The sequence below is a fragment of the Paenibacillus sp. CF095 genome, assembly GCF_900101225.1.
GTDB lineage: Bacteria > Bacillota > Bacilli > Paenibacillales > Paenibacillaceae > Paenibacillus.
On record NZ_FMZN01000002.1, the window covers coordinates 199,751 to 221,273 of the forward strand.

Here is a 21,523-nt window from a genome sequence, read left to right on the forward strand (position 1 = left end):
AGAATCTGTTTATTGCAGTGCAATACAATAGGCCTTACGTATCAGAGGTAATGAATTTATATGTAAAAAACATGAGATAGGGAGGATTCAAGTACATGAATTACAGAAAGCTGATAAGCTGCCTTTTAATTGCGGTTTTGTTATTACAGGTGGTTAGCGTTGGTGGGGTTGCAAGTGCTGACCCGGTTACTCCGTTGGACCAACTTAACTACATCAGAAGTTCAGATGATGATATCGATGTAGCTATTTCAGATGTTCAAAGCTTGTTGGAGAGCGGCAGTTTAATAGATATGACCGATATCTCCACCACTTATAACCTGCTGAATGATGAACAGAAGAAAGAATTGGCACGAGGAATGATTTTTTTGCTGCCACGGGAAACAGATTATGAGAGTCAAAGCCAAGTTGAGTATGTTTTCTCAATGTTATATAACTTGTCAAAAATCCCTAAGTTTATGAATGAAGATAATGCTCAGGACCTTTTGGATGAGATCTATGGTCTGTTTAGTCATGCAGAAGGCTTTCTACCTTTCGACGAAGCGCAGTACATGGTAGAGGCCAGTGTTGGCTACAGCATATTGAGTGGTGCTGATAAGCCAATGTTTAAGAATATTGCTATGTTTGGAGCTTCCATGAACAGATCACAAGTTTCGGTATCTTATGTTTCACAGCTTACTTTGATGAAAACATTAATCGAGGAATATCGACCCATTAATACTGCTAATGATGTATCAGGTATGAACGTAGCACTTGACTCCATCATGAAACATAATCGAATGACCAGAATGATGAGTACCGAGGACTCCAGTATAGTCCCTTTTCCAGTTCAGATGGAAAAGATGGAAGATATTGAATACGATAATCAAAAGAGAGAAGAACTTGCACAATGGATGATTGATCATAAGCCGCAAAACGGTTATGAAACAGTATCCCAGGTTCAAACTGCATTTGATGAATTTTTCGAACCCAATAGTTCAGCCTTGTTGGAGCAATTCAACGATATCAAAAAAAGAAAGGATCAGGGGGAGAATACAGATTTCACTCCTGAACTAATCGAGTTACTGAGTAACAAAAATTTCATAGCTGATCCCGATTTCAAATCTTTGTCTAACGAGGATCAGGAGGCCATCATAAAGCATTTATTACGCATAGATCCACCGACTAGTGAAGGGTATGAGAATAAGGAACAGGTACAATATATGGTGCAATTGGCTCTTCAAGCACTTGAACTTCCTCGCAAAATCGAGGGATCAGCCCCAAGAGAAATACTTGATGAGTTTTATGAGAAACTAGCTGAGCGGATAGAGCATTTTGATTATCCTGGTGCCGAAGATAGATACTATAAACGTATAAACCTGTATCTCCAATCAGATACGATTGATAGAAGTATGACGGTCTTTTTATTTGAAAATAAACTCAGAGGGAACCTGGAAATAAGAAAAATTCTTTCTTATATGGAGACGGCAGTGGATGACACACCGTTTATAAATAGGGCTGAAACGACAGAAAGTATGTTGGAATCGCTGTTCAAAATGTATGACATTCAATCGGATATCGAGTCGTACAACTCTGATAACCCGGAAACGCCACTCGGAAGCTTTCCTTTGAATGTAGGTAAAGTGCATGATCTGACACCCGAAGAACGAGAACAATTGGCAGACCATATGCTTAGTGAGAGACCACTTGGTGGATATGCAAGTTTCGAAGCAATTCAGACTGCATTTAATAAATTTTTCCCAGATGACAACGAAGCTGACCCATTGACTGTCTTAAATACTGCAAAAACTAATGGTGACAGAGCGGCTATGCGTGTAGCTATGGAGAATCCAGATTTGGGTATTACTCTTCCTGATGGCTACGGTGCTCTAACCCCGCAGGTCAAAAATTTCATTGCAGGGTTCCTGATTCAATATGTAAGTAAAGAGTTCAAAAATAAAGAACAGGTTCAATACATGATTGAACTTGGTGTCCTCGCACAATCGGTTTGGGAGCAAAAAGAACTTATTACTCTTAAAAACAAGCTGGATGCACTTGCCCAGAAGTTAGCGAATTTGCCAGTGTCCTTTAATGATCAACAAAGCGAAGAATATCGTAGTATTGGTCAAGAATACTTGAAACGTACCAACGAAGTAGACAAAAGTGTGTTTGCCTACAGATACTTGTATTCGGTGGCCTTCGAGAAGTTAGAGGGGACTTTCCAAGGAGATATTGTTGAACCTATGGTAGTGCTAGGGCTTTTGACTACGCCATACCAGTCTATCAATAAGGCTACCAAGGTTGATCGAATGAATCAATGGCTTGATTCAGCTATGAATGATTACATTACAGGTGAAGCATTCTTCAACAAATACAAGTTTGATCGTACAGGCGCCCTTGATCTATCCAGAAGAGCAGAGCTGAGTCCTGAAGACCAAAAGGAGTTGGCGGAATGGTTGCTCACTGAGCAAGACAGCTATGAGGATGTTAGTAATCTACAATATGTATTTAACCGATTCTTTACGGCTCCTGATGTGAAGGGGAATGACATCAATAACACCCTGACAGGTCTGGACGACACGATGGAGATCTCCTTTGATAATAAGTTGCACTGGATTGATATTGCTTCCATTAATAAGCTCGACCTTAGTGGAAACAAAACAGTATGGGTTCGTTACAAAGCAATCAGCGATGAACTGCCAGGCCGCGCCGTGAAGTTTGTCTTCACACAGAACGGTGATAGCGGCACAGATAATGGTAATACTCCAACACCTAACCCGGGTGGAAACACAGGTGGCGGATCATCTACGACTTCACCTGTAACATCTACACCTGCACCAACTACGAAGCAAGAACAGATCGTGGTTGACGTTAATGGAACGAACGGCACGAACCTGACCAAGACACCAATCACACGTACAACCGAAACCAACGGCACCATTAAAGATTTGGTGGAATTGACCGAAGCGATTGCCAAGGAATCGGTGGAAAAAGCGAAGCAATTGAACATGAACACTGCACGCATTGTTATTCCAGACACCAAAGATTCCGTGTCAGAGACACGTATTGAACTGCCTAAGGCAGCCGTGAAAGAACTGAGTGATGGTTCGCTGAAACTCGAAATTTCCACTGAAAATGCAGTGATTTCCGTTCCGACGAATTCCATCGCCGGATTCGATCAAGATCTGTACTTCCGCGTAGTTCCACTGAAAAAAGAATCGGAGCGCAAAGAAGTCGAAGAGCGTGCGAAGAAAGAGCAGTTGATTCAACAGGTTGCTCCGGATGCGAATGTACGCGTACTGGCTCGTCCGGTAGAGATCGAGACAAATATGCAGAGCCGCGAAGTGACGTTGACATTGCCACTGCGTGATAGTCTGCCGACCGATCCGGTTGCTCGTCAGCAGGCTTTGGATAACCTGGCGATCTACATCGAGCACAGTGACGGCACAAAAGAATTGATTCAAGGCAAACTGGTGCAACTCGCGGATAACAGCGAAGGCATTGAGTTTACCGTAACCAAATTCAGTACATTCACCCTCGTTGTGGTGGACGGGCTGAAAGTTTCACAAAGTAAACATCAGCCGTACATCCAAGGTTTCGGTGCAGATTTCCGTCCGGATGCATTCGTAACACGTGCACAGATGGCAGCCATGCTGGCTCGCAATCTTTCAACTGAAGCGGCAGCAGGCTCCACTAATAACGTGAGCTACAAGGATGTATCTGCGACACACTGGGCAACAAGTGAAATTCAAAAAGCGCAATCCGCAGGTATCATGAACGGCATGAGCAACACCCAATTTGCACCGGAAGGTTCGATCACCCGTGCACAGATGGCCACCATTGCGTATCGCTGGATGCAGCAACAAGCGAGCGCAGCAACCGTGAATGGCACAGCAGTTTCCTTCACAGATGTACCCGCAGACCTGTGGGCAGCAGATGCGATTGCATACGTGCAAAATGCTGGCCTGATGGTCGGATACAACGACGGTACATTCAAACCGAACAGCAAGCTGACGCGTGCGGAAGCGGTGAAAGTGTTGAACGTATTGTTCAACCGCACACCACTCACTGCCGCAGTTACGCCAACGTTTAGTGATGTACCAGTAACACACTGGGCATATGCAGATATCGAAGCTGCTGCGCAGAAGTAATATTAGTGCAGGATTGAGGAGCTTAGCTTTTAGCTTGGTTTCGAATAGCTGATAAGATAGACAAAGAAGACCACCCCAATAGGTGGTCTTTCTTTGTTCTAATGAAATTCGAAGAACGGATATTCCTAAGATGTGTTTCTGTGATCTATTTGTTCAATTCATTAGGCTAGTTTATTGAATCTAATCTTACGTGATGCATTTTTGTAGGTCTTAGATATTATATATTTCACTTTAAATGTTGAATAATGACGAAAAAAATGTTTTTTAACGCGAATTATGTATATAAAAATGGATTTAAAACCTTTTATTTGCTCTATTGTTCAGAATCCGTTCAGAGTTGTGTACTACAATTGGCCTATATTTCATAAAGCGAGATTAGGGAGGAAAGAGAAATATGCAGTACAGAAAAATAATGAGCATGTTGCTCATTTTGGTGTTGGTAGCTCCATGGCTGGCGCCAGCAGGAAAGGTTAGTGCAGGAGCATCGTATCCGGTACCCGGCAATAATGGTTTAATAACGGTGAAGGGTGTGGACGATAATTCGGTAGAGGTTAAATGGGAATATGCTCAATCCGATAATACTGCATCACATGAATTGAGTTATCGGGTTTTCTTTTCCCAAAATTCTGATCTTACGGACGCGAACGAAATCAACAATAGCTCAGTTGATCATGCTTATGGCAATTGGATTTCTGGTTCAGAATCTACAGATGGATCATTTTCTAGAATAGTTACTAACTTAACAGAAGGTGAGACCTACTATTTTAACGTAATTGTTCAGGATCGTTACTCGGATTTTGCATATCAGATGCAATCCATCAAATTTACTACACCGTTGGGTGAGTTTAATAACGCCATTGGTCAAAATTTTGACGCAGCTAAAATAGCTGAACTGTTCAAAAATGAAAATTTTATTACGACGACGCCGGATTTTGAATCTCTACCCCTGGAAGAGCAGAATGCACTGGTAACTTTAGCGGGACAAATGAATGAACCTGTTAATGGATATCAGAGTAATCTTGAGGTTCAACTTTTGGTCGATTATATTCAACAAGGTATTTCAGTAATGAAGGCAAATGAATTGTCCGATGTCCAAGAAAGATTGAGTATTTATTACGACAGATCTTTTACTTTTGCAGCGTCGGTTAGTCCTGAATATCTGAATATGATTAAACCGATGCTAGATCAATATTTTGATGCTTCTGATCTGGAGCGGAATGTGCTGGCATTCAAAATTAAGTTACAACGAATTACTAGTAACCCATCCCTTGAAGAATCAGTGATGAATCTTTCGATGGCTCCATTCCAAATTACCAAAATTACGAATGCCTCAACACAGAGTGAAATGATTAAAGCGCTAAAGGAATTATACAACCTTCAACAACAAGCAGAGGAGTTTAAAGGTACAGATAAAGAGACCCTTGTTGGTACATTCCCGCTTGATTTTAGTAAAATGCAAAGCGTTTCTTCCGACATGACTGAAATGGAGAAGCTTGCAGACTGGATGCTGCTGAAAAAACCGGGTAATGGCTATGAGACATACAGTACGGCACAGAAATATTTTGACCAATTTTTTGATACACCTGCAAAAGAGTCTTTGACACAATTAAATGAAGCTATACTTGCCAAAGATCGGGATGCAATATTATCTCTGTTGAGAAACTCGGATTTGCTGACTCAGCCCGGCTCGTTTGGTGATTTGACTGAAGAAGAGCAAAATACAGTTGCTGCTACATTAGTGCAGTTGATACCCGATTCGAATTCCTATAATGGAGATCAGGTCCAATTTATTGTAGATGCGAGTGCCAAGGCACTCAAAGCCTATCGGTTAGATTATCGTGAAATGGCTTATGAATTACAAACTTTCTACCAACAGATTTTGTTAGAAGGCCCGGGTCTCTTCTCACAAAAAGATTTTGGACTCTTCAAGGCAGCAGCTGATTTTTATCTGAAAGCTAATGAAGCAGATCAACGGATGATTGCTTATATTGCGAAGATGAGTTCTGTCACGATGAACAATGATAGTGATGTCAGTTTATTGTTTATGATATCTGGAGAGCTGCCTTCAATTAATCAAGCTTCGTCTGCAAATGAGGCATGGCAGCATTTAACGTTTTACTACATGATGCAAGTGCAGACAGAAATGTATATGAATCAATATCCTGAAGTAATGCTTCAAGAATTCCCGCTGCAACTGAACCGATTAAATGACATATCAGAGGATATGGAGCAGCAGCAAAAGCTTGCAGAATGGATGTTTAGTGAACGACCTATTGGAGGATATGAGAAAATTAATGATATTCAAAGAGCATTTAACTTGTTCTTTGCTCCCCCAGCGCCCAATGTTTCTGCTGATGACACAGCCAATGTTGTTATCGGCGCAGATGAAACGATGGAATACTCCAAAGATCATGGGGTGACTTGGAATAAATTTACCAGTACAGATCGATTCGAGGGGAACCAAACCATTGTGGTTCGTGTAAGAGCCAAAGGCAACACACCGGTATGGAAATGGACAACACTTACGTTTACATCCAATACTCCAACCCCTAACCCGGGTGGAAGCACAGGTGGCGGATCTTCTACGACTACACCTGTAACATCTACACCTGCACCAACAACGAAACAAGAACAGATCGTGGTTGACGTTAATGGAGCGAACGGCACGAACCTAACCAAGACACCGATTACCCGTACCACGGAAACGAATGGCATCATTAAAGATTTGGTGAAAATGACCGAAGCAATTGCCAAGGAATCGGTGGAAAAAGCGAAGCAATTGAACATGAACACTGCACGCATTGTTATTCCAGACACCAAAGATTCTGTGTCCGAGACACGTATTGAACTGCCTAAGGCAGCCGTGAAAGAATTGAATGATGGTTCGCTGAAACTCGAAATTTCCACTGAAAATGCAGTGATTTCCGTTCCGACGAATTCCATCGCTGGATTTGATCAAGATTTGTACTTCCGCGTAGTTCCACTGAAAAAAGAATCGGAGCGCAAAGAAGTCGAAGAGCGTGCGAAGAAAGAGCAGTTGATTCAACAGATTGCTCCGAATGCGAATGTGCGCGTACTGGCTCGTCCGGTAGAGATCGAGACAAATATGCAGAGCCGCGAAGTGACGTTGACATTGCCACTGCGTGATAGTCTGCCGACCGATCCGGTTGCTCGTCAGCAGGCTTTGGATAACCTGGCGATCTACATCGAGCACAGTGACGGCACAAAAGAATTGATTCAAGGCAAACTGGTGCAACTCGTGGATAACAGCGAAGGCATTGAGTTCACCGTAACAAAATTCAGTACATTCACCCTCGTTGTGGTGGACGGGCTGAAAGTTTCACAAAGTAAACATCAGCCGTACATCCAAGGTTTCGGTGCAGATTTCCGTCCGGATGCATTCGTAACACGTGCACAGATGGCAGCTATGCTGGCTCGCAATCTTCCAACTGAAGCGGCAGCAGGTTCCGCGAATAGCGTGAGTTACAAGGATGTATCTGCGACACACTGGGCAACAAGTGAGATTCAAAAAGCACAATCCGCTGGTATCATGAACGGCATGAGCAACACTCAATTTGCACCGGAAGGTTCGATTACTCGTGCCCAGATGGCGGCAATTGCGTATCGCTGGATGCAGCAACAAGCCAGTGCAACAACCGTGAATGGTCCAGCAGTTTCCTTCACAGACGTATCCACAGACCTGTGGGCAGCAGATGCGATTGCATACGTGCAATCCGCTGGCCTGATGGTTGGTTACAACGATGGTACATTCAAACCGAATGCCGAGTTGACACGTGCTGAAGCGGTGAAAGTGTTGAACGTATTGTTCAACCGCACACCACTAACTGGCGCGGCTACGCCAACGTTCAGTGATGTACCAGCAACGCACTGGGCATATGCTGATATCGAAGCTGCAGCGCAAAAGTAATATTTTTAAAAGAAAAAAGGGGCCATTAACGCAGTTGCATATGGAAAAGAGAACCCCTAATGACGGATAGGATATGACAATACAATAGATAGAATAAAAAAAGAGCTGTTCCAAAAGCCATATATTGGCTAGGAACAGCTCCTTTTTGCGGTTTAGTGTGACTCAACAATGGTGCGTCAGATCGTCTAGGTTCGTTAGCGCCCCTGGGTCACCTATTAGTTATTCTGTTTACGCAGTTGTACTACTCTTTATCGGGCGTGTGTGCAGCATTCTCGTAAAATTTACCGTCCTGCAACTGATCCACGAATCCTTGGAGCCAGACGTAATACTGCTCTGCGTGTTGGAGTTTGTGCAGATCACGCAGTGCATCATCTCGATCTTTGGACGAGGTATGTTCCGAAAGGATCATGGCCGACAGGTCAGGAATGACCTCACGAATGCCTTCTAACATGACATCTACTTCCCGTTGGAGCTTGGCTCCAAAGAAATTCTGAAATGTACGATAAAAGTCGGTCTCAGCCAGATATTGATCCTGGCGCTCCTTCTTTTCCTCCAGTTTATAGATCATCTGTGACTCCGTAAGTGACCGAACCGCATAGCTCATGTTGCTCTTGCTCATATTCATTGAATTCTTCATCTCTTCAAGTGTCATCGGTCGATCTTCAAAATACATGATGCCGTATAATTTGCCAAACGTATGATTAACCCCATATAGATCCATCGTATTGGCGATGGCCTCAATGACTCTCTCCCTCAGCGCATGCCGATCAGGTAACGAAGAATGATTCGGGTTCCCGGCAGTTTCTTTTCCCACAATGTCACCTCTGGTTTATGATAGCGTTCCCACTAGCTGCCTCATATTTTACATGACTTGCTCCAATTTTAACATAAGCCGGAATTAGAATTTTCAATACGAGTGTACAATCAATTTTGTACAGAATAAATATAAAGCTGATTATACTCAAAAATTCCCAATCATTAAAGAAAAATTGGACAGTAAGGAGTGGGGGATTTGCGTTTAAAACTATGGAGGGAGTCTGAGGCGGTACTATTCACGCTGCCAGCTCTTATCCCATTGCTGATCTTCTGGCTGGGACCTCTGGGATATATCGTTTATCTCAGTTTCACCGATTGGGACTTTATGAGCCCGGACAAGCTGTTTGTTGGTTTGGACAATTACAGTTATCTGCTTACAAACTCTGAATTCTATCGATCACTGAAAGTCACCTTGTTATTCGGATTGGGCAGTGTAATACCAACCATTGTGGGCGGATTGGCGCTTGCGATGCTCATGAATAGCAAAATCAAATCATCCGGCATCTTCCGGACATTACTATTCTCACCTTGGGTCACCCCGACAGTTGCGGTATCCATTGCGTGGTCCTGGATCTTTGAGCCAGAAGTCGGACTCGCTAATCTGATGCTGGGCTGGGTTGGCGTATCTCCGATCGGCTGGTTGCGTGACGCGGACTGGGCGTTGGTTGCTGTTCTGATTGTCACGCTCTGGAAGTCGATAGGATGGGCAATGGTATTTTATCTCGTTGCGCTACGAAATCTACCGTCCGATCTGCTTGAAGCAGCTTCAATCGATGGAGCCAACGGTTGGGACAAGTTCAGAAGTATCACATTGCCGCTGATCTCACCAACAACATTCTTTCTATCGATTATTCTTACAATCCAGTCCTTGCAAGCCTATGACCAGATCAATGTCATGACGCAGGGTGGACCGGCGGGATCAACGAGAACGTTGCTGTACATGTATTACCAGTCTGCATTCGAATCCTTTAATGTAGGTGAGGCTTCGTCCATCGCCGTTGTGATTATTCTGATCTGCGTGTTGCTGTCGGGTGTATCCTTCCTGCTTGGCAGACGTCTGGTGCACTACTAATGACAATGACATTGCCTAACAAAAAGTCTAAACGGATGAAGCGCAAGGAGTTGCAGAATGTGTCACAACCGAATTTTAAAATAAGTAAATTGATCCGCTACCTCCTGTTAGCCGTTATCGCGCTAGGTACAGCTTTTCCCTTCTATTGGATGGTCATTAGCGGGTTCAAAACCAATGATGAGATCTGGCAGTTTCCGCCGACCTTCTGGCCGGAGACTTTCCTGTGGAGCAACTATGTGGATGCCTGGAATGCGGCACCATTTGCCCGTTACATCCTGAACAGTACCGGGGTGGCCTTAGCCATCTGTCTATTTCAGGTCGTCAACTCCAGTATGATGGCGTACGCCCTGACACATATGAAATTCCGTCTCAAAGGTGTACTGACATCCCTGATTCTGGTGGGTTATATGATACCAAGTACAGCCGTGTATCTGCCTAGTTACCTGGTGCTTAGCGAACTTAATCTGCTAGATTCCTACACAGGCTTGATTGTATCCAACTGTGTCAGCGTGTTCTCGATCTTTCTGATCCGGCAGGCTTTCATGCAGGTATCGCATGAATTGGTGGAAGCCGGACAGCTGGACGGTGCATCCCACTTCCGGATTCTCTGGACGATTATCACGCCGCTTGTTCGCTCAAGCTTCGCTGTGATGGTTCTGATTACGTTTATTGAACAGTACAACAACTATTTCTGGCCTATGCTCATCACCAAAGACCCTGATTTACAGCTGGTATCGGCGGGTCTGCGCAGCTTCTTTGTAGAAGGGGGGGCATATGGACTGGCTTGGCCACAGATTATGGCTGCGAGTGCCTTCACCATCGCACCCTTACTTATTCTCTTCCTGTTCACCCAGAAGACCATTATGCAGAGCGTGAATATCACGGCTGGTGTGAACAAGAACTGATATTAACTACCCTACTATATAAATTGAAATTTACACAAAACGGAGAGGACAGAAATAATCTGAAGAAGCGAAGCGCTCGCCTAAAAGCTTTCTGCAAGAAAGCTACATCGGAAGCATACGCTTATCCCCGGATTTTACCTTTATAAAAAGGAATCAAAAAAATCTGGGGATAACAGCGATCGGAAGGTTGTTCTGTCATTGGAGTGGCTAGTGTAAATATTTTTTAGTTCAATTTATGCAAACTACCATTCACCTAAAACGGGAGGAACAACAATGAATTGGAGTCAGGCAAGCATGACATGGAAAAAGAGATTGAGGTTGAACTGGAAGGGTGGCATGTCGCTGGTACTCGCGACCAGCTTTGCACTGCTGACCGCTTGTGGAACGCAAGCACCCGCAGAATCAAGCACTACGGCTGCTGCCAGTGGAACCGAAGCTCAGGCGAAAGATCCAGTGGAGATTGAGTTCTGGTATGGTCTGGGTGGTAATCTGGGCGATAACATGAAAAAGACGATTGATGCGTTCAACGCCTCCCAGAACGAAGTCGTTGTAAAAGGAATTGTACAAGCAGATTACACGGAAACGGAACAGAAGCTGCAAGCAGCGATTGCTTCCAAGAAGGTTCCAGCCGCTGTACTCAGCTCCAATATAGACTGGGCACGTAAAGGATATTATGCACCCATGGATGAGATGATTGCCGCTGATCCGAATTTTAAGAAAGACGACTTCATTCAGACATTCCTGAACCAGGGACAGGTGGATGGAAAGCAATACTTTTTGCCAATGTACGGTACAACTCAAATCATGTATTACCGTATGGATACGTTCAAGGAGAACGGAATTGACCCAGCAACTCTGACGACATGGGAGAAGCTGGCTGAGGCGGCTGCGAAGATAAGCAAACAAGAAAATGGCAAGACCACCTTCTACGGTTGGGAACCGATGTGGGGTAGAGAAAATATGATTGATGCCGTGCTGGGTAAGGGCGGACAGATTCTTAGCGACGATGGCAAAACCGTTATGATCGACTCCCCGGAATGGATCGAGACATGGGACTTGTTCCGTAAATGGATTAACGAAGACAAGATTATGGGCATTCATTATGGAGGTCAGGGCTGGGAGTACTGGTACAAAACGATTGATGATGTGATGAAAAATAAAGCAGCAGGTTACACCGGATCTAGTGGTGACCAAGGTGACTTGGACTTTAGCGTAGTCGCTGCAATGCAACAACCAGGCTGGGAAGGTATTGGTGAAGGAAAACCGGTAGCAAGTGCCATATCGGCAGGTATTCCGTCAGCAGCAAGTCCAGAGCAACAGCAGGCAGCATACAAATGGCTTACGTATTTCTCTGAAACTTCAAACACAGCTTCATGGTCCATGAACACCGGATATATCGCAGTACGTCAATCTGCTCAACAAGATCCAGAGTTCATGAAGTTCAGTGAGGAAAATCCACAGATCACGGTACCATTGCAACAAGCAGCTCACGCCTCGGCTCCATTCCAGGATCCAACGGGTGGCAAGATCAATGATGCATTGAAGGATGCAGCTGATCAGGTACAGATCAATAATATGCCAGCGGAACAAGCACTGAAGGAAGCAAAAGAGAAAGCGCAGAAGGAACTGGATCGTGTAACGAAATAACGATATCGACAAGACCTGTTTCCAAGAGACTCGGTCGTGAACCTGACCGGATTGTAAACATAACGTATCAATAATCACTATAAGTAACTCAAGCGGAAAGGGCGGTACATGCTGTACCGTCCTTTCCGTTCATAAAGATTGCAGACAAGGAGTTTGACCAATGCAAGATGAAACGTATGTGGATGGATTATCAAATCCGATTGAAGCCGTTTTGTTCGACAAGGACGGGACATTACTTGATTTTACGGGCATGTGGGGGTTCTGGACCGATTGTGTGTTGAACGACTTCAGAGACCAGTTGGCGACCAGGGGACTTCGTATCGATACAGAGGAATTCCCACAGATCTGGGGTACATTCCACGATGACCAAGGCCGGATGAATGGGTATGACGTGCGGGGGCCACTTGCGATGGGCACGATGGATGAAGTGTATGCCGTGCTGACGTGGCATGGATATCGTGCGGGTCTCAGCTGGGCGGAAGCCAAGATCATGGTTCGGGAGTGTTTGGCGCGAGCGGAGGAAGAGATGGAACAGCATCGTCCGGCACGTCCGTTACCGGGAGTTCAAAGATTCCTTGAACAGTGCCGTAGCGAAGGCGTGGTTATGGGTGTTGTGACGGCAGATGATACACCAAGTGCAATTAAACATTTACAGTGGATGGGGTTGGATTCCTTTTTTGACGTGGTGATTGGTACAGATCTGGTGGAACGGGGGAAGCCATTTCCCGATATGCTACTGCTTGCCTGTGAACGGTTGGGTGTATCTGTGCAGCATACTGTGGTCATTGGAGATACGGACGGAGACATGGAGATGGCACGAACCGCTGGTGCGGGGTACAGGATTGCCATTGGAGAACCGGGAAGAATCCACTTGGCCGATAGAACGATTCAATCCTTCCATGAATTGCTGAATGGTGGGCTGAATCGATGACGAACAGTCACGCCTACTTGGGCTGGGTACTGTTGGCACTGGCTATCGGGCTGGAGCTTAGTGCTACCATTTTGCTAAAAGTATCGGATGGGTTCTCGCGGTTATGGCCTTCGGTGTTGATGTTTGTCTGTTATGGCGCAAGTTTTACTTTTCTTAATTTTGCAGTGAAGTATATGCCGCTGGCTGTAGCTTATGCGATCTGGTCTGGGGTGGGCATTACGCTCATTGGCGTTGTAGGGCATTACTTTTTTGGTGAACGTCTGCGGCTCACGTCGATGGTATGGATCGGTTTTATTCTGATTGGCATTATTGGACTGAAATGGAGTGATTCTTGATGAAAAATGAACATACACCGGAGCAACCTATTGCCAGCTTCCAGGTTATTACGGACACACATGTGCGAGAAGAGGCAGACCATATTCATAACCGGCATCTGGACCAAGCATTAGCCGACATAGCTACATTTAGTCAGGGGAGCAGCGGGATTATGCATGTGGGCGATGTGACGGATCGAGGTCTGCCGAGCGAATATCGTGAGTTGCAACGCATATGGAAGCAACATGCGGAGAGCTTGCCTGACATCAGATACACGGTAGGTAATCATGATATTGGAGCCGTGGTATGGCAAGATCCACCGATCGTTTTGCTTGAGATGAAAGAGGACGAAGTAGCTGAGTTATTGGAGCAGGAAGCAGAAATGGAGCTGGTAACAAAACAAACCGCTGCTGAATCAGCTGCACTGATTGAGCAACTATCCGTCGGGACATATACGTTGTCGGCTGCACCTCCGGAGCAGGAGGGTCAGGATGAGGGACCGATCTCTTCAGGAGTCGACCCCATTACAGTCGCCGGGTTATGGCAACGTCGATTGAGTGATTTTGAAGCAATAACCGGCATGAAGGGCTCTTACCACGATCACTGGATTGATGGTTATCATTATATTTTCCTGGGCACCGAGCAACCTCATCCGAAGGATTGTGATATGTCGGCTGAACAATTGGAGTGGCTGGATGCGAAATTGTCTGAGCATGCAACGCCAGATCATCCCATCTTCCTGTTCTTGCACCAGCCACTCATGGATACGGTAGCAGGATCGCTGAAGGAACAAGGCTGGTATGGTGTGAATCAGGATGCAGAACTTAAGGCCGTTCTGGCTAAATACCCGCAAGCGATCCTTTTCTCGGGACATACCCATTGGCAACTTGAAGCAAAGCATACGATGTACGATGGTGCGGGGCACATGCCAACCATGTTTAATGCGTCCTCTGTAGGTTATCTCTGGACAGATGAGGATGAGCATCTGGAGGGCAGTGAAGGACTTCATGTGGAGATATATAAGGATCGAGTGGTTGTGAAGGGACGGGACTTTGTCGCGGGCGAATGGATTGAAGGTGTTGAGTTTACAGTGTCATATCCTGTAGAAGGGTAGTTATTTGGATAGTCAACGGGAAAGGGGCATGCTAAGGGTCAATGCCATTAAGAAAAGTTAAACTTGATGACTTTGCTCAAAGGGTGGCCTTTTTGGTGTCCATCTTAAAGTTATGTTCAGATCATCCACCCCATAAAGTTCCACGTGAAACGTAGCAGGTGAGGCTAGAGCTGGGTAAAGTTGTAAATGGGTATGATTACAAACTATACTCAAATAAGTACACATGATATGTACATACTCGTTAATTTAACCTATTTACGGAGAGGAAGTAGAACCGGCATGAGAGAACTTCAGGTTCAAACGACATATGGTACCGTTCAAGGCGAACTTTTGCACGATGCAAGCGTATGGAAAGGCATTCCCTATGCGAAACCTCCGGTAGGTGAGCTGCGTTTCAAGGCTCCGGTACAGCCCGAGTCATGGGATGGAATCAGACAGGCCACTCAATTTGGACCTGAGAATATACAACCTCGAAATCATCAACCAGAAGGCCTGACAGAAATTCCGAGTGAGTCAGAAGATAGTCTATATCTGAACATCTGGGCACCTAAGGAAAAAGAAGCAACACCATTGCCGGTCATGGTATGGATTCACGGTGGCTCCTTTGTATCAGGTTCAGGTAGCCAGCCGATGTATGATGGTACACAGTTAGCGGTTCGGGGGGACGTCATCGTTGTGACGATCAACTACCGATTAGGACCTTTGGGTTTCCTGCATATGGCTCCATTAGGTGATTCATATGTATCCAATGCAGGTCTGCTGGATCAGGTTGCGGCATTACAGTGGGTGAAGGATAATATCTCTGCTTTTGGTGGTAACCCGGATCAAGTTACGGTGTTCGGCGAATCAGCGGGCAGTATGAGTATTGCAGCACTGATGGCGATGCCAGCGGCCAAAGGACTGTTCCAACGTGCCATTATGGAGAGCGGTGCATCCCAGTTCATGCCGGCAGAGCAAGCTTCAGCGTTGCGGGAAGGGATGTTAAAGATTCTTGGGGTGGAGCGGGACAACCTGCAGAGGTTAAATACAATTCCTGTAGAGCAGATTATAGCAGCGGGTGAAACGGTCAAACAGCAGAGCGGGGCAGGTATGGCATTATTGTTCCAACCTGTATTGGATGGGCATACATTACCACAGGTGCCACTTCAGGCGGTGAGCGAAGGTTCAGCGCAGGATATTCCGGTGCTGATTGGTACGACATTGCACGAGGGTGCACTGTTCATCCAGCCGCATGTGCCTTTTTCAAAAGAAATCGATATGGTTCAGGGCGTAGACTTTATGACACCAGATCTGGAGAACCGGGTAGCCATCGCGGATAGTTATCCGAAAACGGCAGATGGACAAGCCCAAGTGATGACCGATATGTTCTTCTGGCGGTCAGCGCTGCAATATGCTGCGGCACAGCAGAAGTATGCCCCAGTGTGGATGTATCGTTTTGATTGGGTGATGCCGGAACATCCCTTGTTAAAAAGAGCGATTCACAGCATCGAGATGTTCTTTGTGTTTAATACACTGCATGTCCTCAAATTCATGAATGCGGAGCCGGATGAAGCTGCGGCGGCACTTGCCCTCAAGGTACAGGATGCCTGGATATCCTTTGCCAAGAATGGCCAACCTGAAGTTGCAGGTGTGAACTGGCCTGAATATGAGCAGGATCGTGCGACACTAATCTTCAACCATGAGATTGAGGTCTTACATGATCCGGATGCAGCCAAGCGAGAGCTGTTAGGGTTATAATCCAAGCCGATTATTTGAATGGATACTCTGAATAACTGCTATACGCTTAATCAAAAGAGGAGGTTCATTCTCAGAATGAACCTCCTCTTTTTGTAATCCGGCTGGAGAGTAAGCAGAACGTAAGTACCAATTAGGGGGATACATTATGCATTGCATTGTTATACTCCAAACATTATTTACGAGAGGCACGCGTGCGTGACACCTCATCGAAGTAGAAGGAACGTTTTCCACGGGAGAACAGCACAATTAAGACATGAATGAAGAGCACGGCATAGACCAACATATAGACACCGACTGTTCCTAGGGAAAGCAATATTTGATAAGGCTGGAGCATAACATCCTGATTACCTGAAAAAGCATAATCGTTGACCAGGCGAATGATCGTAACTAGCAGCCATGGAACATAGAGTGCGGCAAATCTTTTGAATAACGATTCACTGGTGGGTGTGCCGGTCTGATGATCTACATAGCGGAATCGCAAGATAATTGAGCCTGGAGTTACCCCATTTCTTACCCAAGGGATGAAGAACAGCACAATGACCATAGCAATGGATGTACTTAGCGCATCACTGATCACATCAGATGCTGTGAAGATCGAAATCAGATTCGAGAGGAAGACAACAACGACTCCATCGATAATTAACGCGAGCAATTGAGGCATAACATACACTTGGTTTTGCTCCACGATCTGTTCGCTCTTCGCCTGAATGCTTGCACGTGATGGGAATAAAGCAAGCAGGATGGGCGCTGTGAAGAATCCAATGACCGCTCCTGAAGTATTCAATAACAGATCATCTACATCAAAGAGACGGTAAGGACAATTATAATACCCGTAGAATCCGGTGATCTGGGTGATCTCGAAGAATAAGGAGAGCCCGAATCCACCTAGCAGGGCGTACTTCCAGAAGACTCTTTTTTGAAAAAAATAACGGATATATACACCCAGCGGCATAAGAAGCAGGACGTTAAATAGAACTTGCAAGAAGGCTCTGCCCTGAATCATTCCGATATAACTAGATGGCTGAGACCATACAATGGGTGTTTCTTTCATAATGTCTTTGACAAAAGTGAATGGAACCAGATTGTAGTAGATCGTGTCAGCGGCTTGCTGCGCACAGGTATCTCGCGTAGTCGGAAACGGAAGAATAACGAGGCAATAGGCAGCTAGAATATAAAAGATAAAAGAAAAGCTCACGCCAAACCGTGACCAACTGAAGAAGCCGTCTTTGCGATAACCATAGATCAACCAAGGCACCAGCAAAAACATGGCCGCAACAACAAAGATCAAAAAAGCCGTTTGCACAGGGAAAACATATGAGGACATGAGTAGGAACTCCTTTGGTATTAAATATAATAACATTCATAGAAACAGAAAAATTCATGTATGTGTAGTGCGTATCTATTAGTTACATTATAAGTAGTTACCCTTAAAGTGAGGGATGCATGAACCTTAAATTTGGTTTAAATCCATCCATGCAGTGACCAAGCGTATGGAATATACCGCCGAAATCCCGTATACTTGCGGGAATGCCAATCGTAGAATGGAGAGTTTAATACATATGTCTAATTTGCCTAACTGCCCCAAATGTAATTCGGAGTACACGTACGAGGATGGTAACCTGCTGGTTTGCCCGGAGTGTGCGCATGAATGGTCTTTGGAAGCAGACAATGATAACGCAGAGGATGCAAAAGTAATCCGTGATGCCAACGGAAATGTGCTAAGTGATGGCGATACCGTTACCGTCATTAAAGATCTGAAGGTAAAAGGTAGCTCGCTTGTAGTTAAACAGGGCACGAAGGTGAAGAATATTCGCCTAATTGATGGGGATCATGATATTGATTGCAAGATCGACAGCTTGGGTGCAATGAAGTTGAAATCTGAGTTTGTGAAAAAGATATAAGATCGAAAAACGTTCAGTTCCGCATTCAATGGAAATTGAACGTTTTTTTGTTTGACAGGAAATATTTAGTAGATATATACTGGTTGGAATTTAATTTTGAACATGGTTAGGTGGTCTACATATAAGAAAAGGCAGGTGTCAGAGCGATGAAGAGAGATCATATTATTAAATATTATTCCGGGTTTGATGAGTGGGGCAGACTGGAGCGGGAACCAATTGAATTCATCATTAACATGCATTACATCAGGGAACATTTCCCCGCTACTGGTTGTATTCTGGATAATGGCGCAGGACCAGGAAAGTATGCCATGGAGCTTGCGAAGCTGGGATACCAAGTCACTTTATCGGATCTGACACCTTCCTCCGTGGATACTGCGCGGCAAAAGGCTCAGGAGTTTGGATTGACACAGCAATTCGATGGATTCCATGTCCTCGATGCCACTTCGCTCTCCGGTATGGCTGACGAGAAATATGATGCATCCCTTATGCTGGGGCCGTTATATCATCTGCAGACAGACGAAGAGCGGATGGCTGCTGTACAGGAGTTGTACCGTGTGACCAAGCGAGGAGGCGTGGTGTTTGTAGCGATGCAGAGCCGAATGCGCATGAGTATCAATTCGCTGCAATCTCCGCAGCACTGGAAACCGAATGATAACATGGCAGCAATCCATTCTTTTGTGGAAAAGGGTAGATTCGATCATCAGGATCAAGGACGATTTACGGGAGCATACTATTTTAATATTCAGGACGTTACGCCCTTCATGGAGCAACATGGATTTGAAACCGTTGATTTGATTGGTTCATCCAGCCTTAGAGCGATGCTCACGGACGAGCAGCAGCAATACTGGAAAGAGCGTGGCGAGTACGATGAACTCATGCAATATATGATCGAAGCCGCCAAAGACCCTTCCATATTGGGAATCTCGTCGCATCTGCTGTACATCGGGAGGAAGAAATAATAGACTTACAGGCAATGCTCTAAAAATCTATGTATTTTAGAATTTCAGCCCGTGGAATACTGTTTCCACATGATATAATATCTCTATCTAATGGTCTGGAGGTGTCACTATGCAATGGAAGGAAGTTCAGGAGCGATTCCCTAATGAGTGGGTCGTTTTTGAGGCAACCAAGGCGCATTCTAGAGAAGGCCAGCGTTATATTGAAGAGATGGCAGTGATTGATTCATTTGATGATTCTACAAAGGCACTAAAACGTTATGGTGAATTGCATCAGGAAGATCCCAGACGGGAATACTGCTTTTTTCACACTTCACGTCCAGAAGTTGTGGCAAGAGAACGATATGTTGGCATGAGAGGTCCTCGATGAAAATTTCAGAGTTTTATGGTCTACCCTTCATAAGCATAAAACTTGAATTTAGAGGAGAAGTACTACAATTAGAAAAAGTCCTTTTGGATACCGGATCAGCTAGTACATTGTTGAATGCAGATGCAGTTCGGGAAGTAGGAATGGTTCCTGAAGAGGATGATCTCGTTGATATTATAAGAGGTGTAGGCGGTATAGAGTATGTTTACACCAAGTCACTCGATTCTATAACTGTAGATGGAACAACGATTAATGATTTTCAAGTTGAAATAGGAAATATGGATTATGGTTTGGAGATTGACGGAATTCTGGGATTTAATTTTATGAAACAGACCGGTGTTGTAATTAATGCCAACCTGATGGAACTAAGTATAGATAAGCTGTAATCTATAGAAAATAAACATAAATGTGCCCTCTGGAAACAGAGGGTACTTGTGTTTTTTATCAAAATAGTTCAATATTAAGATACATAACAAAAGGTGATCTACTTACAATAGGTTAGATGAACAACGGATCGCTTCATACCAGGGAGGAACAGACAATGGAAATCGGAATTAGTACATTTGTGGAGACAAACCCGGATGTAAAAACAGGAGAACTTATCAGTCATGCGCAGCGCATTCGCGATGTTGTTGAAGAGATTGTTTTGGCAGATCAGGTGGGTCTGGATGTATATGGCGTGGGAGAACATCATCGTGCCGACTACGCCGCTTCATCACCAGCTGTCATTCTGGCGGCCGCAGCTTCACAGACCAAGAATATTCGCTTGACGAGTGCGGTAACCGTGCTGTCATCGCATGACCCGGTACGGGTATATCAAGATTTTGCGACATTAGATGGCATTTCGAACGGACGTGCAGAGATTATGGCAGGGCGGGGATCATTTATCGAATCGTTCCCACTGTTCGGCTATGATCTGAACGACTACGATGAGTTATTCGACGAGAAACTGGATTTGCTGCTCAAGCTGCGTGATTCGGAAAAAGTAACCTGGGAAGGCAAACACCGCCCTTCCTTTAACAATCTGGGCATCTACCCGCGCCCGGTACAGGAAAAACTTCCGGTATGGATTGGCAGTGGCGGTAATCAGGAATCGGTAGTTCGTGCAGGACTGCTCGGTTTGCCACTGGTGCTTGCCATTATCGGTGGTCGTCCGGTGCAATTCGCACCACTGGTGGAACTGTACAAGAAAGCAGCTGCACATGCAGGACATGATGCTTCCAAGCTGACCGTTGCTTCTCACTCTCACGGCTTCATTGCCGATACAACAGACGAAGCCGTGGAGAAATTCTTCCCGCCAGCGCAAGCGGTCATGAACATACTGGGTCGTGAACGTGGATGGGGACACTACAGCCGTGCGACATTTGATGCGGCGCGCAGCCTGGAAGGTGCATTGTATGTAGGTGATGTGGAGACCGTAGCTCAGAAAATTATTTACCTGCGTAAAGAAGTCGGGATCACACGCTTCATGTTGCACACCCCCCTTGGCACAATGCCGCACAACGAGGTTATGAGAGCAATCGAGCTGCTTGGTAAAGAAGTCGCTCCAATTGTGCGCAAAGAAATTGCACGTTGGGAAGCTGAGAACCAAGAGGCACGTTAATCGACTGAAACCGTTACGGAACTAGATAGAGTCAACCAAATAAAGGAGCATGCCCTAGGCGTATTACGCCAATGGGCCTGCTCCTTTTTCGTTTATCTTCTAAA

The 21,523-nt window shown here is 45.1% G+C and carries 16 protein-coding genes; 14 read left to right on the forward strand and 2 right to left on the reverse strand.

The window, feature by feature from the left end; genetic code table 11:
- The first annotated feature begins 95 nt into the window (after nucleotides 1-95).
- Nucleotides 96-4,127, forward strand: a complete 4,032-nt coding sequence (locus BLS69_RS20215; RefSeq protein ID WP_091035538.1) for an S-layer homology domain-containing protein — start codon at nucleotides 96-98, stop codon at nucleotides 4,125-4,127.
- Between the two features lie 394 nt (nucleotides 4,128-4,521).
- A complete protein-coding gene (locus tag BLS69_RS20220; protein WP_091035542.1) occupies nucleotides 4,522-8,055 on the forward strand; it encodes an S-layer homology domain-containing protein in 3,534 nt (1,177 codons plus the stop codon).
- Between the two features lie 241 nt (nucleotides 8,056-8,296).
- Here the strand turns inward: BLS69_RS20220 and BLS69_RS20225 are convergent, their stop codons facing one another.
- The gene (locus BLS69_RS20225; RefSeq protein ID WP_091035545.1) at nucleotides 8,297-8,869 is read right to left on the reverse strand and encodes a GbsR/MarR family transcriptional regulator; all 573 of its coding nucleotides are present in this window, start codon (nucleotides 8,867-8,869) and stop codon (nucleotides 8,297-8,299) included.
- Nucleotides 8,870-9,067: 198 nt separating this feature from the next.
- Between BLS69_RS20225 and BLS69_RS20230 the strand changes: the two genes are divergently transcribed.
- The 7 genes from BLS69_RS20230 (at nucleotide 9,068) to BLS69_RS20260 (ending at nucleotide 16,592) form a co-directional block, all read left to right on the forward strand.
- Nucleotides 9,068-9,943 (forward strand): carbohydrate ABC transporter permease, encoded by an 876-nt coding sequence (locus BLS69_RS20230; RefSeq protein ID WP_036671737.1) that lies wholly within the window; start codon nucleotides 9,068-9,070, stop codon nucleotides 9,941-9,943.
- Nucleotides 9,944-10,002: 59 nt separating this feature from the next.
- Nucleotides 10,003-10,848: a carbohydrate ABC transporter permease gene (locus BLS69_RS20235; protein WP_256332367.1), complete on the forward strand. Its 846-nt coding sequence runs from the start codon at nucleotides 10,003-10,005 to the stop codon at nucleotides 10,846-10,848.
- Between the two features lie 273 nt (nucleotides 10,849-11,121).
- On the forward strand, nucleotides 11,122-12,495 hold the full coding sequence (locus BLS69_RS20240; protein ID WP_091035548.1) for an ABC transporter substrate-binding protein: 1,374 nt from the start codon (nucleotides 11,122-11,124) through the stop codon (nucleotides 12,493-12,495).
- Between the two features lie 160 nt (nucleotides 12,496-12,655).
- The gene (locus BLS69_RS20245) at nucleotides 12,656-13,426 is read left to right on the forward strand and encodes an HAD family hydrolase (RefSeq protein WP_091035551.1); all 771 of its coding nucleotides are present in this window, start codon (nucleotides 12,656-12,658) and stop codon (nucleotides 13,424-13,426) included.
- Nucleotides 13,423-13,761 (forward strand): DMT family transporter, encoded by a 339-nt coding sequence (locus BLS69_RS20250; RefSeq protein ID WP_083684565.1) that lies wholly within the window; start codon nucleotides 13,423-13,425, stop codon nucleotides 13,759-13,761. Before BLS69_RS20245 ends, BLS69_RS20250 begins: the two co-directional genes overlap by 4 nt.
- The gene (locus BLS69_RS20255; RefSeq protein WP_091035553.1) at nucleotides 13,761-14,855 is read left to right on the forward strand and encodes a metallophosphoesterase family protein; all 1,095 of its coding nucleotides are present in this window, start codon (nucleotides 13,761-13,763) and stop codon (nucleotides 14,853-14,855) included. The genes BLS69_RS20250 and BLS69_RS20255 overlap by 1 nt, the downstream gene beginning before the upstream one ends.
- 279 nt (nucleotides 14,856-15,134) lie before the next feature.
- Nucleotides 15,135-16,592 (forward strand): carboxylesterase/lipase family protein, encoded by a 1,458-nt coding sequence (locus tag BLS69_RS20260; RefSeq protein WP_091035556.1) that lies wholly within the window; start codon nucleotides 15,135-15,137, stop codon nucleotides 16,590-16,592.
- A 172-nt stretch (nucleotides 16,593-16,764) separates the two neighbouring features.
- On the opposite strand, the gene BLS69_RS20265 is transcribed toward BLS69_RS20260, so the two are convergent.
- Entirely contained in the window at nucleotides 16,765-17,916 is a 1,152-nt protein-coding gene (locus BLS69_RS20265) for a VanZ family protein (protein WP_091035559.1), read from the reverse strand.
- Nucleotides 17,917-18,151: 235 nt separating this feature from the next.
- Here BLS69_RS20265 and BLS69_RS20270 point away from each other — a divergent pair, with 235 nt between their 5' ends.
- The 5 genes from BLS69_RS20270 to BLS69_RS20290 all read left to right on the forward strand — a co-directional run bounded on the left by BLS69_RS20270 (nucleotide 18,152) and on the right by BLS69_RS20290 (nucleotide 21,419).
- Nucleotides 18,152-18,493 (forward strand): zinc ribbon domain-containing protein YjdM, encoded by a 342-nt coding sequence (locus BLS69_RS20270; RefSeq protein ID WP_017691576.1) that lies wholly within the window; start codon nucleotides 18,152-18,154, stop codon nucleotides 18,491-18,493.
- 146 nt (nucleotides 18,494-18,639) lie between these two features.
- Complete coding sequence (locus tag BLS69_RS20275; RefSeq protein WP_091035562.1) at nucleotides 18,640-19,452, forward strand: class I SAM-dependent methyltransferase; 813 nt, start codon at nucleotides 18,640-18,642, stop codon at nucleotides 19,450-19,452.
- A gap of 109 nt (nucleotides 19,453-19,561) precedes the next feature.
- Nucleotides 19,562-19,819 (forward strand): hypothetical protein, encoded by a 258-nt coding sequence (locus BLS69_RS20280; protein ID WP_047840923.1) that lies wholly within the window; start codon nucleotides 19,562-19,564, stop codon nucleotides 19,817-19,819.
- Nucleotides 19,816-20,202 (forward strand): retropepsin-like aspartic protease, encoded by a 387-nt coding sequence (locus tag BLS69_RS20285; protein ID WP_091035568.1) that lies wholly within the window; start codon nucleotides 19,816-19,818, stop codon nucleotides 20,200-20,202. Before BLS69_RS20280 ends, BLS69_RS20285 begins: the two co-directional genes overlap by 4 nt.
- Nucleotides 20,203-20,357: 155 nt before the next feature.
- Nucleotides 20,358-21,419: an LLM class flavin-dependent oxidoreductase gene (locus BLS69_RS20290; protein WP_091035571.1), complete on the forward strand. Its 1,062-nt coding sequence runs from the start codon at nucleotides 20,358-20,360 to the stop codon at nucleotides 21,417-21,419.
- The last annotated feature ends 104 nt before the right edge of the window (nucleotides 21,420-21,523 follow it).

Coding starts and splice junctions, on each gene's coding strand:
- BLS69_RS20215 (WP_091035538.1), top strand. CDS start 96: ATGAATTACAGAAAGCTGATAAGCTGCCTTTTAATTGCGGTTTTGTTA.
- BLS69_RS20220 (WP_091035542.1), top strand. CDS start 4,522: ATGCAGTACAGAAAAATAATGAGCATGTTGCTCATTTTGGTGTTGGTA.
- BLS69_RS20240 (WP_091035548.1), top strand. CDS start 11,122: ATGAATTGGAGTCAGGCAAGCATGACATGGAAAAAGAGATTGAGGTTG.
- BLS69_RS20245 (WP_091035551.1), top strand. CDS start 12,656: ATGCAAGATGAAACGTATGTGGATGGATTATCAAATCCGATTGAAGCC.
- BLS69_RS20250 (WP_083684565.1), top strand. CDS start 13,423: ATGACGAACAGTCACGCCTACTTGGGCTGGGTACTGTTGGCACTGGCT.
- BLS69_RS20255 (WP_091035553.1), top strand. CDS start 13,761: ATGAAAAATGAACATACACCGGAGCAACCTATTGCCAGCTTCCAGGTT.
- BLS69_RS20260 (WP_091035556.1), top strand. CDS start 15,135: ATGAGAGAACTTCAGGTTCAAACGACATATGGTACCGTTCAAGGCGAA.
- BLS69_RS20265 (WP_091035559.1), bottom strand. CDS start 17,916: ATGTCCTCATATGTTTTCCCTGTGCAAACGGCTTTTTTGATCTTTGTT.
- BLS69_RS20270 (WP_017691576.1), top strand. CDS start 18,152: ATGTCTAATTTGCCTAACTGCCCCAAATGTAATTCGGAGTACACGTAC.
- BLS69_RS20275 (WP_091035562.1), top strand. CDS start 18,640: ATGAAGAGAGATCATATTATTAAATATTATTCCGGGTTTGATGAGTGG.
- BLS69_RS20280 (WP_047840923.1), top strand. CDS start 19,562: ATGCAATGGAAGGAAGTTCAGGAGCGATTCCCTAATGAGTGGGTCGTT.
- BLS69_RS20285 (WP_091035568.1), top strand. CDS start 19,816: ATGAAAATTTCAGAGTTTTATGGTCTACCCTTCATAAGCATAAAACTT.
- BLS69_RS20290 (WP_091035571.1), top strand. CDS start 20,358: ATGGAAATCGGAATTAGTACATTTGTGGAGACAAACCCGGATGTAAAA.